This is a genomic window from Kitasatospora sp. YST-16 (assembly GCF_026802215.1).
Lineage (GTDB): Bacteria > Actinomycetota > Actinomycetes > Streptomycetales > Streptomycetaceae > Kitasatospora > Kitasatospora cineracea.
This window is the reverse complement of the sequence record NZ_CP113837.1, coordinates 2,305,337-2,322,460: the sequence shown is the minus strand read 5'-3', so window position 1 is coordinate 2,322,460 and position 17,124 is coordinate 2,305,337. Positions and strand designations below refer to the sequence as shown.

Genomic DNA, 17,124 nt, shown 5'->3' with positions numbered 1-17,124 from the left:
CACGGCACTGACGGAGCCGGCCGCCCTCCGAGGGGCGGCCGGCTCCGGCCGTCCTCCGGCCGGACCGCCGCTGGTCGACCGGGGCGGAGGGCGCGCCTAGCCTGGGGAGGAAGGAGGTGATGGCGATGCTGGCAGACGCGCCCCTGTTCGCGGTGATCCCCGTGACCGACCTCGAACGGGCCAAGCGCTACTACCACGACACGCTCGGGCTCACGCTCGCCCGGGAAGGCGCCGAAGAGGTGGTCTTCCGTTGCGGCAGCACCGAGTTCGGGATGTACGAGACCCCGTACGGCGGGCAGGCCGGCCACACCCTGGCCAGCTGGAAGGTCGCCGACCTGGACACCGAGATGGCCGAACTGCGCGGCCGCGGCGTGGTGTTCGAGGAGTACGACCAGCCCGGGCTGAAGACCCTCGACGGGGTCGCCGAGGCCGACGGCATGCGGGCCGCCTGGTTCAAGGACCCCGACGGCAACGTGCTGTGCGTCAACGAACTGCACCAGGCGTGAGCGGGCCGGCGAACAGCGGACCGGCGAACGCAGAAGGCCTCCCCGGAGGGAGGCCTTCGTGCTGTCGGTGCGCCGCCAGGGACTCGAACCCCGGACCCGCTGATTAAGAGTCAGCTGCTCTAACCAACTGAGCTAGCGGCGCCTGCTGACGGAGAGAACATTACCTGGTCAGCGCCTGAAACACACAATCGGCCCGGCCCGGACCCGGACGTATGCTGAAGCCGGCGCACCCCGCACCTGCCGAGAGGAACCACCGTGGGCCAGCTGACCCTGCTCTTCCTGGTGCTGCTCGCCTCGGTGGTCACGATGCCGCTGGCCCGCCGGAGCAGGATCCCGCAGCCGGTGCTGATGACCATGGTGGGCCTGGTCTTCGCGGTCGTCCCGCAGATCCCCAACGTGCAGGTCAATCCGGAGTTCATCCTGCCGTTGGTGCTGCCGCCGCTGATCTTCGCGGTGGCCCGGCGCTCCTCGGTGCGGTACTTCAAGGCCAACATCCGCTCGATCCTGCTGCTGGCCGTCGCCCTGGTGGTGGTCACCACCACCGCGGTGGCCGGGGTGTTCAGCTGGCTGGTGCCCGCCGCGCCGCTGGCCGCCGCGGTCGCGCTGGGCGCGCTGGTCTCCCCGCCGGACCCGGTCGCCGCCGTCGCGGTGGCCGGCGAGGTCGGGCTGCCGCGCCGGCTGACCGCGGTGCTGGAGAGCGAGGGCCTGTTCAACGACGTCACCGCGATCGTCATCTACTCGCTGGCCGTCGAGGCCGTGGTCGACGGCGACCTGTCGGTGGGCCGGGCGGTCGAGCGCTTCCTGCTCTCCGCCGTCGTCGCGGTCGCCGTCGGCATCGGGCTCGGCTGGCTGAACGCGAAGATCGCCGGGTTCCTGGACGACCCGACCCAGCAGGTCGCGCTCAACCTGCTCGTCCCGTTCGCCGCCTACACGCTGGCCGAGGAGGCGCACGGCTCCGGCGTGCTGGCCGTGGTGGTCTGCGCGCTCTACCTCGCCGACCGGGCCTCCGACGCCGACGAGGTCTCCTACCGGCTGGTCGGCAACGCGTTCTGGGAGATCGTCGAGACCCTGATCACCGGCGTCGCGTTCGGCCTGATCGGCCTGGAGCTGTCCACCGTCCTGCAGGACGTCAAGGACACCTGGCACACCATGATCGGCGACACCGCGATCGTGATCGGCGTGGTCGTGCTGCTGCGCCTGCTGTGGCTGCTGCCCGCCGCCTGGATCTCCCGGCGGGTCACCCACGGCGAGGAGGACACCCCGATCAGCTGGCGGGAGACCGTCGTGCTGTGGTGGTCCGGCATGCGCGGGGTGGCCACCGTCGCGCTGGCGCTCGGCATCCCGCTCGCGCTGCACGACGGGCTGGCGTTCCCGGCCCGCAGCGAGATCGTCTTCATCGCGTTCAGCGTGGTGCTGTTCACCCTGGTGGTCCAGGGCCTGACGCTGCCCTACGTGGTCAAGCTGCTCGGCCTGGACGACGCCCACGACGAGCACGAGCGGGCCGTCCGGGAGCTGTGGTGGCGCGCCGCCAAGGCCGGGCTGCACCGGCTCGCCGAACTGGAGGAGGAGGACCAGCTCCCGCCGGAGATCACCGAGCGGCTGCGCGAGCGCCAGCACGACCGCCTCGCCCGGCTCTGCCCGGAGAAGTACGAGGAGGAGGAGGCGCTGGAGGCCAAGCGCCGCGGCAAGCAGTGGCGGCAGGCCTTCGCCGTCGAGCAGGAGATGATCGCCGCCTCCCGCCGGGAGGTGCTGGTGGCCCGCGGCGAGGCCGGCGCCGACCCCGAGGTGGCGGACCGCGTGCTGCGCGCGCTCGACCTCCAGTCGGCCCGGAAGTGACGTCCCGTCGACCTCTCGCGGTGCGTCTCTGCGGGCGCGCCCGCAGGGCATAGGGTTGGGGGCGGGCAAGGCCGTCGACGGAGCCGGCACACGCACGCGTACCCGCCCGGACCAGCGCGACCCTCCCGCCGGAACCAGCCGGTAGACGCAACCCGTACGACGCTAGGAGCAACCGATGTCGGACACCCCTGCCAACGGCCGGACCCCGTTGGACCGCACCCCGCAGTGGGCCGCGCTGGGGAAGCACCGGGCGGAACTGGGCGACCAGCACCTGCGCGAGCTGTTCGCCGCCGACCCCGACCGCGGCACGCGCTACACCCTTCAGGTCGGCGACCTCTTCGTCGACTACTCGAAGCACCTGGTCACCGACCGCACCCTCGACCTGCTGCGCGAACTCGCCGCCGCGACCGGCGTCGCCGAGCTGCGCGACGCGATGTTCCGCGGCGAGAAGATCAACACCACCGAGGACCGCGCCGTCCTGCACACCGCGCTGCGCGCCCCGCGCGGCGCCGTGATCGAGGTCGACGGCGAGAACGTGGTGCCCGCCGTGCACGCCGTCCTCGACAAGATGGCCGACTTCTCCGGACGGGTGCGCTCCGGCGCCTGGACCGGCCACACCGGCCGGCGGATCCGCAACGTCGTCAACATCGGCATCGGCGGCTCCGACCTCGGCCCCGCGATGGCCTACGAGGTGCTGCGCTCCTACACCGACCGCGACCTGACGGTCCGTTTCGTCTCCAACGTGGACGGCGCCGACCTGCACGAGGCCGTCCGCGACCTGGACGCCGCCGAGACGCTGTTCATCGTCGCCTCCAAGACCTTCACCACCATCGAGACCATCACCAACGCGGTCGCCGCCCGCAGTTGGCTGCTGGAGCAGCTCGGCGCCGGCGAGGAGGCCGTCGCCAAGCACTTCGTGGCGCTGTCCACCAACGCGCAGGGCGTCGCCGACTTCGGCATCGACACCGCCAACATGTTCGAGTTCTGGGACTGGGTGGGCGGCCGCTACTCCTACGACTCGGCGATCGGCCTCTCGCTGATGATCGCCATCGGCGCCGAGCGGTTCCAGGAGATGCTGGCCGGCTTCCACCTGGTCGACGAGCACTTCCGCACCGCCCCCGCCGAGCAGAACGTGCCGCTGCTGCTCGGCCTGCTCGGCGTCTGGTACGGCGCGTTCTTCGACGCCCAGGCGCACGCCGTGCTCCCGTACTCGCACTACCTGTCGAAGTTCACCGCGTACCTGCAGCAGCTCGACATGGAGTCCAACGGCAAGTCCGTCGACCGCCAGGGCAACCCCGTCGACTGGCAGACCGGCCCGGTGGTCTGGGGCACCCCCGGCACCAACGGGCAGCACGCGTACTACCAGCTGCTGCACCAGGGCACCAAGACCATCCCCGCCGACTTCCTCGGCTTCGCGAAGCCGGTCGCCGACCTGCAGCCCGGCCTGGTCGCCCAGCACGACCTGCTGATGGCCAACTTCTTCGCCCAGACCCAGGCGCTGGCCTTCGGCAAGACCGCCGAGGAGGTCGCGGCCGAGGGCGTGCCCGCCGAGCTCGTCCCGCACAAGACCTTCCGCGGCAACCACCCCACCACGACCATCCTGGCCGACGAGCTGACCCCGCACGTGCTGGGCCAGCTGATCGCGCTCTACGAGCACAAGGTGTTCGTCCAGGGCGCGGTCTGGAACATCGACTCCTTCGACCAGTGGGGCGTCGAGCTCGGCAAGGTGCTGGCCAAGAAGGTCGAGCCGGTGCTGCTCACCGGCGAGGGCGCCGGGGCGCTGGACGCCTCCACCGCCAACCTGGTGGGCCGCTACCGGGAGCTGCGCGGCCGGTGATTTTCTAGGGGCTCGGTGAGAACGGCGGGCCCGCGTTCAGGGGCTCGGGGAACGGCGAGTCCGTGCTGCTGACGGTCGGAGCCCATCGGAGGTTCGTGCTGCTGCGTGCAGTGAACGGAACCGGAAGCCGATGCGCGCAACGGCAGTGCACCGTCAGCAGACTCGGGCTCGCCGTTCCCCGAGCCCCTGTTCTCACGTCATCCGCGCCAGCAGGGAGTCGGCGTGCGCGGTGACCAGTTCGCGGGCGCGGGCCGGGTCGGGGACGGCGAGGGCGCGGGCCAGCGCCAGGTGTTCGGCGTGGTCCCGCTCGGCGTGGTCGGCGGTCGCGGTGGCGGCGGCCGAGACGCGTATCTGGCGGTCCCAGAGGGTCTGGTAGAGCGAGGTCAGGACGGGGTTGCCGGCCGCCCGCAGCAGGGTGAGGTGGAAGTGCCGGCCGGCCTCGACGGGGTGCGGGTCGCGGTGTTCGCAGGCGGCCAGCAGGTCCGCGGCGGCGGCCGTCAGCGCGGCCGGGCCGCGGGCGGCCAGGGTGTCGACGGCGGCGTGCTCGAACAGGACCCGGGCGGCCAGCACGTCGCGGGCCTCGCCCGGGGCGATCGGGACGACCTGGGCGCCGCGCTTGGGGTACAGGTGCAGGAAGCCCTCCGACTGCAGGCGCAGGAACGCCTCCCGGACGGGCGTGCGGGACAGGCCCAGCTCGGTGGCGACGACGCCCTCGGAGAGCAGCGTGCCGCCGGGCCAACTGCCGTCCAGCAGGCGGGTGCGGACGTGCCGGTAGGCCCGGTCGGCGGTGGGGAGGGAAGCGTCGCTCACGCCGTCATTCTGTCACGGGTCCTGGCTTGCATCTAAGCTTGCATCTATGATGCGGGCATGCCCCCGGACACCCCGCGCTCCCGCACCGCCCTGTTCGTGACCTGCCTGAACGACACCCTCTTCCCCGGCACCGGCCGCGCCGCCGTCACCCTGCTGCGCCGCCTCGGCGTCGAGGTCGACTTCCCGCCCGGCCAGAGCTGCTGCGGCCAGATGCACTTCAACACCGGCTACCGCAGGGAGACCGCCAGGCTCGCCCGGCACTTCGTCGACACCTTCGGCGGCTACGAGGAGATCGTCGTCCCCTCCGCCTCCTGCGCCGGCATGCCCGCCGAGGCCTACCCGCAGGCCGCCGTCGGCGACCCCGGACTGGCCCGGGCAGTTGCCGAACTCGCGCCCCGCACCTTCGAGTTGACCGAGTACCTGACCGACCGGCTGGGCGTCGAGGACGTCGGCGCGCACTTCCCGCACCGGGTCACCTACCACCCGACCTGCCACAGCCTGCGCGCCACCCGGCTCGGCGACCGGCCGCACCGGCTGCTGCGCGCCGTCGGCGGGATCGACTACGTCGAGCTGCCCGCCGCCGAGGAGTGCTGCGGCTTCGGCGGCACCTTCTCGGTCAAGAACCCGGCCGTCTCCGGCGCCATGAACGGCGACAAGGCCCGGCACGTCCTGGAGACCGGCGCGTCCGTGCTGGCCGCCGTCGACAACTCCTGCCTGATGAACATCGGCGGCCGGCTGACGAAGGACGGCCACCCGGTGCGCACCCTGCACCTGGTGGAGATCCTGGCCCGCACCGCCCAGGACGGGCCGCTGCCCGGCCTCCCCGTGGTGGAGGCCGCCCGATGAGCAGGTCCTTCCTGGGCTGGCCCGCGTTCCCCGAGGCCGCCGCCCGCGAGGTCGGCAACCGGCAGCTGCGCGAGAACGTCCGCCGCGCCACCCACACCATCCGCGGCAAGCGGGCCGTGCTGGCCGCCGAACGCCCCGACTGGGAGCAGCTGCGCGACAGCGCCGCCGCGATCAAGGACCGGGTGCTGGCCGGCCTGGAGGGCTACCTGCTGCAGGTCGAGGAGAAGGTCACCGCGGCCGGCGGCACCGTCCACTGGGCCCGGGACGCCGCCGAGGCCAACCGGATCGTCACCGACCTGGTCAGGGCCACCGGCGAACGCGAGATCGTCAAGGTCAAGTCGATGCTCACCGAGGAGATCGGCCTCGACGCCGCCCTCGAAGCCGCCGGGATCAACGCCCGCGAGACCGACCTCGCCGCCACCATCGTCCAGCTCGGCGACGACCTGCCCTCGCACGTGGTCGTCCCCGCCCTGCACCGCAACCGCAGCGAGATCCGCGACATCTTCGCCCGCGAGATGGGCCGGCACGGCCGCCCCGCCCCCGAAGGGCTCACCGACGACCCCGCCGAACTCGCCGAAGCCGCCCGGCTGCACCTGCGGGAGAAGTTCCTCGGCGCCAAGGTCGCCGTCTCCGGCGCCAACTTCGTGGTCGCCGAGACCGGCACCCTGGTCGTCGTCGAGTCCGAGGGCAACGGCCGGATGTGCCTCACCCTCGCCGACACCCTGATCTCCGTCGTCGGCATCGAGAAGACCGTCCCCACCTGGCAGGACCTCGAAGTCTTCCTGCAACTGCTGGCCCGCAACGCCACCGGGGAGCGGATGGCCCCCTACACCAGCACCTGGACCGGCACGGTCGACGGCGACGGCCCGCGCGACTTCCACCTCGTCCTGGTCGACAACGGTCGCACCCGCGCCCTCGCCGACCCGGTCGGCCGGCAGGCCCTGCGCTGCATCCGCTGCGGCGCCTGCATGAACACCTGCCCCGTCTACGAGCGCACCGGCGGCCACGCCTACGGTTCGGTCTACCCCGGGCCGATCGGCGCGATCCTCAACCCGCTGCTGCGCGGCCTCGACGACCCGCAGACCGCCTCGCTCCCGTACGCCTCCACGCTGTGCGGCGCCTGCAACGAGGTCTGCCCGGTCCGGATCCGGTTCACCGACGTGCTGCTCGACCTGCGCGCCCAGGTCGCCGACGGCGGCAAGCACCCGGTCGAGCGGGCCGCGCTGAACACCGTCGGCGCCGCGATGCAGCGCCCGCTGCTGTGGAAGGCCGCCGTGAAGGGCGCCGGGCTGCTCGGACCGCTGCTGCCCGCGCGCACCCCCGTCCCGGGCTGGACCGACAACCGGGCCCTGCCCGACGTCCCCGGGGAGTCCTTCCGCACCTGGTGGAAGCGGAACGAAGGAGAACGCGCATGACCGCCGCCGCCCGCGAGGAGATCCTCCGCCGGATCCGCGCCGCCGCCGTCCCGCCCGCCCCCGAACCGCCCCGCCACTACCTGCGGCACGCCCCCGGCACCGACCCGGACGACCGGCCCGGCACGCTCGCACTGTTCGCCGAACGGCTGGCCGAGTACGGCGCCCGGGTGCTGCGCGCCACCGACCCCGGCCCCGCCGTCGCCCGGGCCCTGCACGACGAGGGCGCCCGCAGCCTGGTCGTCCCGGACGGACTGCCTGCCGACTGGACCGCCGACTGGGACGGCGAGGTGCGCGCCGACCGGCCGCCGCTCGGCACGGCCGAACTCGACGCCACCGACGCCGTCCTGACGGGCTGTGCGGCCGCCGTCGCCGACTCCGGCACCCTGGTCCTCGACGGCGGACCCGCCCAGGGGCGCCGCGCCGCCACTCTGCTGCCCGACCTGCACGTGTGCGTGGTGCGGGCCGAGCAGGTGCACTCCGCGCTGTCCGGCGCGCTCGCCGTCCTCGACCCGGCCCGGCCGCTCACCTTCGTCAGCGGGCCGTCCGCCACCGCCGACATCGAGATGATCCGGGTCAAGGGCGTGCACGGGCCGCGCCGGCTGGTGGTCGTGCTGCTGGAGGCCCCGAGCGGCTGACCGGCCGAGGACCCGGGCCGGCTAACCGGCCGGGGTGGGGGAGGCGGAGACCGCCGGGCGCGGGGGCGGGCCGTGCTGGGCCGTGTACACCAGGCCGAAGCCCAGGCCGGCCGCCAGCGTCACCGCGCCCGTCCAGGCCAGCGCGCGGCACAGGCGCCGCCTGCGCCGCTCCTGCCGGTGCCCGCGCAGGGCGGCCGCCTCGGCCTCGGCGAGCTCCGCGTCGAGCCAGGCGGCCCAGTCGGAGTGAAGATCGTCGGACGCCATGACCCGGACATTAGCAGCCCTTTACACACCGTCCCGGGGAGCGCGGCCCGGACGGCGCAACGCGAAAGGCCCCCCGGTGAAGGGGGGCCTTTCGCTGTCTGTGCGCCGCCAGGGACTCGAACCCCGGACCCGCTGATTAAGAGTCAGCTGCTCTAACCAACTGAGCTAGCGGCGCCTGCTGACGTGGAAGACTCTAGCAGCGCCCGGCGCCCGGGCCCAAATCCATTCCCACCGGAGCGGCACCCCCCGTTCAGCGCGCGTTCGGCACCGGGTCGCCCGCCTCCCGGGTGCGGCCGCGGGCCGCCCGGACGCACGCCCACAGCACCACCGACGCCCCCGGCAGCCACGGCTCGGTGGTGTCCGGCGCGACGACCCACCGGCTGGACGAGGACTCCGGCTGGTCGACCGCCCGCTGCACCGGCGGCACCGTGACCGCGTCCCCCGGGCCGTGGCACAGCAGCGGCGGCACGTCCCGGGCCCACTCCTCCCAGGCCAGCAGCGTCCGCAGCCGGGCCGCCGTCCCCGGCTGCACGAACAGCAGCGTCCGGCCCCGGTAGGTCGCCACCGGGCCGCAGCCCGGGCCCGAGGTCCACAGCTCGTCCAGCACCCGGCGGCCGAACACCGCCGGCAGGCTGATCACGTCGAAGACCCGGCCGCACGGGAGGACCGCGGGCGCCCACGGGCGGGCCTCCCACAGCGCGCGCATGCTGCTCGGGTACTCGCTGGCGGAGGCGAGCCACGCCTCCCCGGCGACGCTGACGTACTCCACGGATTGATAGGTCCAGATGTCCACCCGGAAAGGGTGGACCGGCGGCCCGGCGGGGCGCGCCGAAAACGGCGTTCGCCGGACAGCGGCGGGGGAGGGGGCGTACCATCGCCCGCCGCATATGCCAGTGGCCTGGCGGGGCCGCTCCGGGGCTCGCCCGAGCCCGCTCGGGCCTACTCCTCGGGGCCGCGGCGCTGCAGCGAGCGGCCGTACTCGACCATCTTCCGCGCGTAGTCAGGCGTCCAGTCCGCCCGCTCGGCGATCTGCTCCGCGGAGAGCGCGTCGAACCGGCGCGGATCCGCGAGCTGGGCGGCGGCCAGCGCCTGGAAGTCCGTCGCCCGCTCCGCCGCGGCCCGGAACGCCAGGGCCAACTCGGTGGAACGCGACAGCAGTTCGGACGGGTCGTCGATCGACTCCAGGTCGAAGAACCGCTCCGGCTCCGGCTCCGCCCCCGCCGGCTCGAAGATCAACTCAACCGGCCGGATCCGCCGGGCCGGGCCCGGCACCGACGGAACGACCGCCGGAGTCGGCGAACCGCCCTGGTCGGACGCCTGCGGATGCGAGTCGGGCATGACGGAGCACCTCCGGGGGTGACAGGGGAAAGACGGCCGCCGTCCATTGTCGCGCGCGGACCGCCAGAACCGGAACGGTGCGCCCACGAGCGCTATTCCCCGCCGGGGGCGCGAGGCCCGCGCCGCACGCCTCCGGCTTCGGGCGGGCGAAGGGAGAGCGCCGCCAGGGGCTCGGGGAACGGCGAGCCCGGGTCTGCGAGAGGTTCACTGCCGGAGCGCGCATCGGCTTCCGGTTCTTGTCACTGCACGCAGCAGCACGAACCTCCGATGGGCTCCGACCACCAGCAGCACGGACTCGCCGTTCCCCGAGCCCCTGGTTTCACTCCCCCGTCTGCTCACAACCGGACGCGGTGTTCCGAGAGGTGGGCCAGCACCGCGTGGTTGGCCTCCCAGCCGTCGGGGAACTTGACGGCCACGCCGAGCTGGACCGGCTCGGTGGCCGGATGGTTGTCGAGCAGCTCGGGGATGCCCGCGCGGGCCACCACGATGCAGGCGTGCCGGTGCCGGGAGGCCAGCACGCACAGCCGGCCGGTCTCCAGGTGGAAGGCGGTCGCGTCGGGGCGGCCGGAGAGCGGGTGCAGCACGACCGTGACGTCGTACTCGCGGCCCTGCAACCGGTTCGCGGTGTCCACCGTGACGGCCTCGCCCGCCGCCGGGTCGACCGGCACGCCCAGCCGGGCCAGCTCGGCGCGCACCGCGGCGGCCTGGTCCCGGTGCGCGGTGCCGACCGCGACCCGGCCCGCTCCGAGCAGGGCGGCCCCTGCTCGGAGCGGGCGGTCAGCCCGCGCTCCAGCAGCCGGCGCACGGTGGCCGCGACCGCGGCCACCGCCTGCGCGTCGGTGCGGACGGTGTGCCGGGCGGGCAGCTCCAGCAGCGCCCAGCCGCCGGCCGCCGCCTCGTCGATCGCCGCGTCCACCGCCGAACCGTCGCCGCGCACACCCGGCACCAGCGTCCGGTCGTCCGGGCCGGTGCCGGACCGGAACGGGGTGTACGGGTAGAACGCGGCCGAGACCAGCGGCGCCGCCGACGCGGGCAGCCGCCAGGACACCGGCAGGCGGTGCGGGCGGATCGCCGGGTTGTGCGCGAGCAGCGTCACCACCGCCGAGGAGGACGGGTCGTAGGACAGGCCCGCCCACTGGTCGGTGCCCACCACGGTGAACGGGTCCAGCTGGCCCGGGTCGCCGACGAACAGCGCCCGCTCGAACAGCCGGGCCACCGCCAGCAGCGCGTCCGAACGCATCTGGTACGCCTCGTCGACGATCGCCTGCCGCCAGGGCTGCTCGGCCTTCACCCACTGCCACTTCGCCGCGGTGGAGATCACCACGTCCTGCTCCAGCAGGTCGGCGACCTTGTCCTTCGCCGTGACGTTGGGGTGCCGCAGGGCCTCCGGCGCGGGCCTGGAGTCGCTCGCGTGCAGCCGGCCGATGCCGATCTCCGGGGCCTTCGACGCCAACCGGTCGACCAGGTCGTCGACCTGGCTGTTGGTCTGGGCCACGATCATCAGCCGCTCGCCCGCGCCGACCAGTTCGCGGGCCGCCCGCACCACCAGCGTCGACTTGCCCGCACCCGGCGGGGAGTCGACCACCACCCCGCGCGGTGCGCCCGGCGCCGGGCGCACCACCGCGTCGAGGATCCCCGCGACGGCCCGGTCGGCGGCCTCGCCCGGGGCCAACTCGCCGGCAGGGGAGCCGTCCTGACGGTCCGCCACCGGATCTCCGGAAAGGTTCATTCGCTGATCATTCCCACTCGTCCGCACCGGCCGGTGCATCCTCGACGGCCACCGGAGGGCCGCCGTGCGTCCACGGCGTGTCCGCCGGGTCCGGCAGCGGGGCGGACTGCCGGGGCGCCAGCTCGAACAGGGTGAACACCACGGCCGCCCCCGGCTCCGGGACGCTGCCCGGCTCCGGGTCCTTGCGCCGCCCCATGCCGGACAGCAGCCGCACCACCACCTCGCCCGGCCCGGACGAGACGATCTCGGCCCGCTGGGCCGGCTCCGCGTGCGCCCGGTACACCTCCCGGCCCGGATCGGCGTGCGGACGGTCCTCGGTGCGCACCACCAGCAGCGGGCGCGGCTTGGGCGAACGGCCCGCGGACCACTCCGGGACCACGTCCACCACCTCGCCGGCGAACGCCTCGCCGGACAGCCGGCGCTCCGCCATCGCCAGCGGGTCGTCCAACGCCTCCTGGATCTCCAGCTTCGCCTGCTCCCGCTCCCGCTGGGCCAGCTTCCGGGCCGCCGTCACCGCGTCGTCCAGCCGCGGCTGCGGCGGCTCGCCCGCCGCCACCCGGTCCCGGTGCATGGTGAACGACCACCGGTCGCCCTCCCAGCGGTCCGCCAGGTGCCCGGCCGCGGGCAGCTCCCGCAGCAGGTCCACGCCGTGCCAGACGTCGCGCCAGGTCGGCAGCGCCACCGCGAGCAGCAGCCGGGCCAGCTCGGCGTGCGCCTGCTCGACCAGGCCCGCCGCCCGGCGGACCTCCACGCCGTCCCGGGCCGCCTCGGCCCGCTCGCGCACCGCCACCGCGGCGTCGTGCCGCAGGATCGCCGGGGCCAGCACCCGCTCGTCGAACTTCGGATCGGTGGCCGGACCGGCCGGCGGGTGCAGCAGCAGGCCCCCGCCGTCCCGCGCCGACTCCACCCACTCCGCCGCCGACGCGCCCGTACCGGCCGGCTCGAACCCGGCCGGCGACCGGTGCCAGGCCAGCCGGGCTGCCAGGTGCTGGTCCTCCAGGTGGCTCTGCCCCGTCGCCCAGTGCCGGGCCAGCAGACCGGTCATCGACAGCAGCAACGAGGAACCCGGCACCTGCGCACGGTCCGTCAGGTGCGTCAACCAGCGCCCCAGCAACGGGACTTCGGTCGGCGCCGGGTACTCGCCCGGCTCCGGGTCCTCCGCCGTGCGGCGGAACCTGGTCGAACGGCCCAGCAGCGCCAGGTGCGCCACGCCCCCCGCGTTCGGCACGATCAGCTGCGGCGCGTCCGCGCACAGCTCCCGCACCACCGGCACCTTCTCCCCGCTCACCGGATCCTTCTCGGAGCCCTCCAGCAGCTCCACCTCGTCCCCGAACGACTCCAGGTACGGCACCACGTCCCGGGCCGTCGCCGCCAGGAACTCCGAACGCTGGGTGCGGTTCAGCGGCTGCGGCACGAAGTGCAGCCGGGGCGCCTCCCGGTCGGTGCCCAGTAGCACCGCCAGCGGCGCCCCCGACTCGCCCGCGGCCGCCAACGGCACCAGCACCATCGGACGCTCCGACAGGTGCCGGTGCCGCACCGTCGCCACCGGCTGAGCCCGCTGCGCCCGCACCGCCTCCAACCGGGCCAGCGTGGATAGCAGGCTCACCGCACGCCCCCGACCGCCAGCGCCTCGGCCCGCAGCCGGGCCGCGTACGCCAGCCGCTCGGACGCCTCGTCCAGGCCCAACTCGCCCGCCAGCTCCGGCTCCAGGCCCGCCGCTCCGCCCGACTCCGCCGCCGCCAGCGCCTCCTCGACGGTGCGCAGCGACCCCAGCTCGCCGCGCACCCCGCGGCCCAACTGCTCCACGTCGCCCGCGCAGCGCGCCTGCGAACGGCAGTGGAAGCCCAGCTCGCAGGCCGAGATGCAGTCCGGGGCGTACGCGGCGGGCACCGCGGCGACCGCTTCGGCCAGCTCCCCGGCCGGCCGGGTCGGAGTGCCGGTCTCGTCCCGGGCGAGGTCGAACGTCACCCCGTCGGGCAGCGCCGCGAGCAGCTGGTCGATCCGCGTCATCCGGGACAACTGCCGCCGGGTGACCGCCAGTTCGCGCCGCACGTCGACCGGGACGGCGACCGGCTGGGAGGAGAAGTCCTTCGGGCAGACCAGCAGCACCGTCAACTCCGGTGCGCCGGGCAGCTCCTGGGCCGCGTACGGATCCGCGGACAGCGGCCGGCCGGCCAGTCGGGCCGCCGCCTCCTGCAGCGCCAGCACGTACACCGCGGCCTGCCGGGCGGCCGCCCCGACGTTCGCCGGATCGGCCGAACCGTCCAGCACCGGAAAGGACTTGATCTCCACCACGGTGCACCGGCCGGCGTGCACCACCAGCGCGTCCGGCTCCAGGTAGGCCGGGCTGCCCGCCACGTCCAGCCGCAGCATCGGGTGGTCCAGCAGCGTCCAGGCCACCGGATCGGCCGCCGCCTCGGCGAGCACCGCCAGCGTCCGCTCCGCGCGGACCGCCGGGGCCGCCGAGGGCAGCAAGTCCGGTACGGCGAGCGAGGACACCTCGTCCGCCGGGACGCCCAGCCGGCGGCGCAGCGGCTCCAGCAGCACCGCGTAGCCGTCCCGCTTCAGGCGGGACTCGAACTGCAGGCCGCGGCGGATCGCGAACGGCGACTGGCCGAACGGCGCCGGACGGCCCAACTGCTGGGCTAGCGCGGTCTTGTCGACGCCCGCGGCGTCCAGCAGGGCGCGGCGGCGGCAACCCGGATTGGCGGCGAGCGCGGCGAGGGCACGGGCGTCGAGGCTGCGCTGCGGCGCCGGGCCGCGCAACTCGGAGAGCCGCCGCAGCGGCGGGGAAGCCTGCCCCAGGTGCGAGACGTTCATGGTGCGGCCCAGTCTCGCATCCTGAGCCGACAAAGCGGAGCCCGGCACTCGAACCGGGCGCACCGGGCGCACCGGGCAGGTTGCCGCGGGATGCCGGCGTGGGACGTCGCCGCGGGACGCCGGCGCACCCGGTGCGGGACCGCGGGGTGCCGGTGCGGGATCATGGGACGTTGGCCCCGACGCCGGGGCCAGTGAACCGCCCCCATCGAACGAGGTACACCGCATGCCCGCCCGCATCGTGCTGGTCCGCCACGGCGAGACCTCCTGGTCGGCCACCGGCCGGCACACCGGCCGCACCGACGTCCCGCTCACCGACGAGGGCCGGCAGATGGCCCGCGCCCTCGGCGAGCGCCTGGCCCGCGCCCCCTGGAACGGCCTGCCCGGGGCGACCGTGTACACCAGCCCGCTCTCCCGGGCCCGGGAGACCGCCGAACTGGCCGGCTTCGGCGACCGCGCCACCGACCGCCCCGAACTCCTCGAGTGGGACTACGGGCAGTACGAGGGCCGCACCGGCACCGACATCCGGGAGACCGACCAGCCCGGCTGGCTGATCTGGCGCGACGGCGTGCCCGGCGGCGAGACGCTGGCCCAGGTGTCCGACCGGGTCGACGCCTTCCTCGCCGAACTCAACGAGGAGCACGGCACCCCCGACCCCGACACCACCACCATGCACTGCGCGGACCGCGACGTCGTCCTGTTCGCCCACGGCCACCTGCTGCGGATCCTCACCGCCCGCTGGCTCGGCCTGCCCCCCGAGTACGCCCAGCGCCTCAAGCTCGGCACCGCCGCGCTCTGCGTGCTCTCCTGGGAGTACGGGCTGCCCGCGATCGAGATCTGGAACGACCACAGCCACCTGGAGCGGCTCGGGCACTGACGACCCGACAGCCGACGGGAGGCCGGTCGGCGGGAGGTCGGGGGACGGGCGGTCAGCCGACGGAGGCTCAGGCCGCCGCCGCGTCGTAGCCGTCCAGGAAGTCCCGGACCTCCGGCACGGCGGCGTGCGGGCGCAGCCGGTCCGCGGTGTGCGCCAGCATGCCGCGGATCCGCGCCGAGCGGACCTGGCCGAGCAGCGCCACCGCCGCCGAACCGTGCTCGGCCGCGCCCGCCAGGTCGCCCCGGCCCAGCCGGTCGTGCGCCAACTCGGCGGTGTACAGCACCCGGTTGCGGACGAAGTGCGGCTCCTGCAGCCCCACCGCCCGCTCGGCCCGGGCGGTGGCCCGGTCCCACTCGCCGAGCGCCGACCAGCACTGCGCCTCCTGCCCGGCCAGCTCCGCCTCGCCGTAGAACGACATCCACTCCGGGTCGTCCGGCCGCTCGCCCCGGTCGAACAGCTCGTACGCCCGGGCCAGCGCCCGCTCGCAGGCCGACCGGTCGCCGAGCAGCGCCCAGCCGCCCGCCTCGCGCAGCACCAGCAGCGACAGCAGCCGGTCCGAGCCCAGCCCGTCCGCCGCGGCCTGCCCGGCCTGGGCGGCCCGCAGCGCCTCGCGGGGGCGGCCGGCGTCCCGGGCCAGGAAGGCGCTGTTGCTGAACACGTGCGCCTCCAGGTGCGGGTCGCGGGCCATCCGGGCGGTGGCCAGCGCCTCCGAGTAGAACGACCTGGCGTCCGTCAGCCGGTTCGAGTCGTGTGCCAACCAGCCCACCGAGATGGCGAGTTCGCCCGCCCCGCACTGCAGTCGGCGCTCGGTCGCGGCGTTGTACTCGCCGTCGTTGAGCAGCACGTAGGCGCTGCGCAGCGACTGCCCGGCCAGCTCGAACAGGGCGTCCGCGCCGTGCGCGTCGTCCAGCAGCCGGATGTCGCGGACCGCCTGCTCCACGCCCTGCACCTCGGCCGCGCCGACCCGGCGGCGCTCCGGCCGGGGCGGGGCCGCGGGCAGCGGGGCGGCGGCGGGCGGGGCCTGGTCCAGGCCGAGCACGGCCGCCAGGGCGGTGGGACCGCCGTTCAGGAACGTACGGCGAAGCACGTCGTCGTTCTCCTCGTCAGACCGGAGCGGGGCGTCCGGCGGGTGCGCCGGGACGGGCGGTTCGGCGGCCGGCGCCCGGCGGCGGGCCGCCGAGCGCGGTGCGAACCCGAGCTCCGCCAGTGACTTCTCCGGCCACAGGTGCCGGAACACCCGCTCGTACGCGTAGTTGGGGCAGCGGATCTCGCCGGACTCGACCCGTCCGACGTAGCGCGCGTCGCAGGACACGTGCTCGCCGATCTCCCGGGCGGCCCGGCGGACCAGGGTGGCGAACTCCCCCGGCGAGAGGGCGCCGCGCAGCTCGCGCATCGCCTGGTTGGGGACGGGCGCCGGACGGGGCCCGCCGGTTCGCGTGGCTGCCATGCTGCACTCCGAGGTCGTGCCGGGGTGGTCGCGCCGACCCCTGGGGGGAGGGCCGCCGCGTCGGCACGACAGTACCGGCAGTCACCGTGCGAACACGGCGGGTTGCCGGGAGCGGGTGGGTCAATTACGGACAATCCGGACGCAGTTGCCGCGTTGTGCCATGAAATGCCATGGCTTGCTGTATCGGAGGCCGTGGCCTGGACGCCGGGTCCCGCGTTGTCCTGATACATGGACACCGGCGGTACGGGCCCCCTCCCGGACCGGCCTCCCGTCGCACGACCGGGTGACGGAGCACCATCCGGTTTCCGCGCGACCCGAGGCGACAGGAGGTCCCCCATGGCCACCGGAGTTCCCCAGTACCGACGGCAGGCCGTCCCCGCCACGCCGCCGCCCGTCAGCTCGGCCGCCCGCGTCGTCCAGTACGACACCGTCACCGTCCAGGTCCGGCACGGCCTGGAGGCGGTCGACATCCTCCGCCTGCGGCGCGCCTGCGGCGCCGTCCAGCAGACCGCCGCCGGCACCGCCATCGCCTTCCTGGTCCCGGCCGGCACCGCCCTGCGCTGGCACCTCACCGGCTCCGCCTGCACCCCCGGGGCTGACCTGCTCCCGCCCACCGACCCGCGCTGGATCATCCCGCCCTCCGGCTCCCAGCCGTACCCGCGCCCCACCGACGCCTGGGTGCTGCGCTCCGCCCTCTGCGAAGCCGCCACCACCCTCACCGCGGGCGGCCTGGGCCCGCTCTGAGCGCGTCCGGGCGATGTCTGACG

Annotated in this window: 15 protein-coding genes, 2 tRNA genes and 1 pseudogene; 8 read left to right on the top strand and 10 right to left on the bottom strand. The window is 74.7% G+C overall.

From position 1 onward, the window contains the following. The first annotated feature begins 119 nt into the window (after nt 1–119). Nucleotides 120–506 (top strand): VOC family protein, encoded by a 387-nt coding sequence (locus tag OU787_RS10480; protein WP_051816873.1) that lies wholly within the window; start codon nt 120–122, stop codon nt 504–506. Between the two features lie 68 nt (nt 507–574). On the opposite strand, the gene OU787_RS10475 is transcribed toward OU787_RS10480, so the two are convergent. Next, nucleotides 575–648: transfer RNA gene (locus OU787_RS10475), tRNA-Lys, on the bottom strand. A gap of 113 nt (nt 649–761) precedes the next feature. Here OU787_RS10475 and OU787_RS10470 point away from each other — a divergent pair. Together OU787_RS10470 and pgi are read left to right on the top strand one after the other, a co-directional pair. After that, the gene (locus OU787_RS10470) at nt 762–2,342 is read left to right on the top strand and encodes a Na+/H+ antiporter (RefSeq protein ID WP_030459818.1); all 1,581 of its coding nucleotides are present in this window, start codon (nt 762–764) and stop codon (nt 2,340–2,342) included. A gap of 175 nt (nt 2,343–2,517) precedes the next feature. Continuing rightward, entirely contained in the window at nt 2,518–4,179 is a 1,662-nt protein-coding gene (pgi, locus tag OU787_RS10465; protein WP_030459817.1) for a glucose-6-phosphate isomerase, read from the top strand. A 192-nt stretch (nt 4,180–4,371) separates the two neighbouring features. On the opposite strand, the gene OU787_RS10460 is transcribed toward pgi, so the two are convergent. Further along, nucleotides 4,372–4,989: a GntR family transcriptional regulator gene (locus OU787_RS10460; RefSeq protein WP_268659181.1), complete on the bottom strand. Its 618-nt coding sequence runs from the start codon at nt 4,987–4,989 to the stop codon at nt 4,372–4,374. 57 nt (nt 4,990–5,046) lie between these two features. Between OU787_RS10460 and OU787_RS10455 the strand changes: the two genes are divergently transcribed. From OU787_RS10455 to OU787_RS10445, 3 genes are read left to right on the top strand one after another with little or no spacing between them, the layout of a single operon-like run. Next, on the top strand, nt 5,047–5,835 hold the full coding sequence (locus OU787_RS10455; protein ID WP_268659180.1) for a (Fe-S)-binding protein: 789 nt from the start codon (nt 5,047–5,049) through the stop codon (nt 5,833–5,835). Further along, nucleotides 5,832–7,250 (top strand): LutB/LldF family L-lactate oxidation iron-sulfur protein, encoded by a 1,419-nt coding sequence (locus OU787_RS10450; protein ID WP_030459814.1) that lies wholly within the window; start codon nt 5,832–5,834, stop codon nt 7,248–7,250. The genes OU787_RS10455 and OU787_RS10450 overlap by 4 nt, the downstream gene beginning before the upstream one ends. Next, nucleotides 7,247–7,885, top strand: coding sequence for a LutC/YkgG family protein (locus OU787_RS10445; protein WP_268659179.1), 639 nt, complete (start codon nt 7,247–7,249; stop codon nt 7,883–7,885). Before OU787_RS10450 ends, OU787_RS10445 begins: the two co-directional genes overlap by 4 nt. Before the next feature lie 21 nt (nt 7,886–7,906). Here OU787_RS10445 and OU787_RS10440 read toward each other — a convergent pair whose 3' ends face one another. The 7 genes and pseudogenes from OU787_RS10440 to OU787_RS10410 form a co-directional block, all read right to left on the bottom strand. After that, nucleotides 7,907–8,149, bottom strand: coding sequence for a hypothetical protein (locus tag OU787_RS10440; protein WP_030459812.1), 243 nt, complete (start codon nt 8,147–8,149; stop codon nt 7,907–7,909). A gap of 101 nt (nt 8,150–8,250) precedes the next feature. Further along, nucleotides 8,251–8,324: transfer RNA gene (locus OU787_RS10435), tRNA-Lys, on the bottom strand. A 75-nt stretch (nt 8,325–8,399) separates the two neighbouring features. Continuing rightward, nucleotides 8,400–8,942, bottom strand: coding sequence for a bifunctional DNA primase/polymerase (locus OU787_RS10430; protein ID WP_030459811.1), 543 nt, complete (start codon nt 8,940–8,942; stop codon nt 8,400–8,402). A 146-nt stretch (nt 8,943–9,088) separates the two neighbouring features. Next, the gene (locus OU787_RS10425; protein ID WP_232794936.1) at nt 9,089–9,487 is read right to left on the bottom strand and encodes a hypothetical protein; all 399 of its coding nucleotides are present in this window, start codon (nt 9,485–9,487) and stop codon (nt 9,089–9,091) included. A gap of 335 nt (nt 9,488–9,822) precedes the next feature. Continuing rightward, a pseudogene (locus OU787_RS10420) lies at nt 9,823–11,216 on the bottom strand (AAA family ATPase). A gap of 7 nt (nt 11,217–11,223) precedes the next feature. Then, the gene (locus tag OU787_RS10415) at nt 11,224–12,822 is read right to left on the bottom strand and encodes a hypothetical protein (RefSeq protein WP_268659178.1); all 1,599 of its coding nucleotides are present in this window, start codon (nt 12,820–12,822) and stop codon (nt 11,224–11,226) included. Beyond that, nucleotides 12,819–14,036: a hypothetical protein gene (locus tag OU787_RS10410; RefSeq protein ID WP_030459807.1), complete on the bottom strand. Its 1,218-nt coding sequence runs from the start codon at nt 14,034–14,036 to the stop codon at nt 12,819–12,821. Before OU787_RS10410 ends, OU787_RS10415 begins: the two co-directional genes overlap by 4 nt. Before the next feature lie 223 nt (nt 14,037–14,259). On the opposite strand from OU787_RS10410, the gene OU787_RS10405 reads away from it, so the two are divergent. Then, nucleotides 14,260–14,910 (top strand): histidine phosphatase family protein, encoded by a 651-nt coding sequence (locus tag OU787_RS10405; RefSeq protein ID WP_030459806.1) that lies wholly within the window; start codon nt 14,260–14,262, stop codon nt 14,908–14,910. A gap of 67 nt (nt 14,911–14,977) precedes the next feature. Here OU787_RS10405 and OU787_RS10400 read toward each other — a convergent pair whose 3' ends face one another. Next, nucleotides 14,978–16,357: a hypothetical protein gene (locus tag OU787_RS10400; RefSeq protein WP_030459805.1), complete on the bottom strand. Its 1,380-nt coding sequence runs from the start codon at nt 16,355–16,357 to the stop codon at nt 14,978–14,980. A gap of 336 nt (nt 16,358–16,693) precedes the next feature. On the opposite strand from OU787_RS10400, the gene OU787_RS10395 reads away from it, so the two are divergent. Continuing rightward, the gene (locus OU787_RS10395) at nt 16,694–17,101 is read left to right on the top strand and encodes a hypothetical protein (protein ID WP_232794935.1); all 408 of its coding nucleotides are present in this window, start codon (nt 16,694–16,696) and stop codon (nt 17,099–17,101) included. Nucleotides 17,102–17,124: the final 23 nt, after the last annotated feature.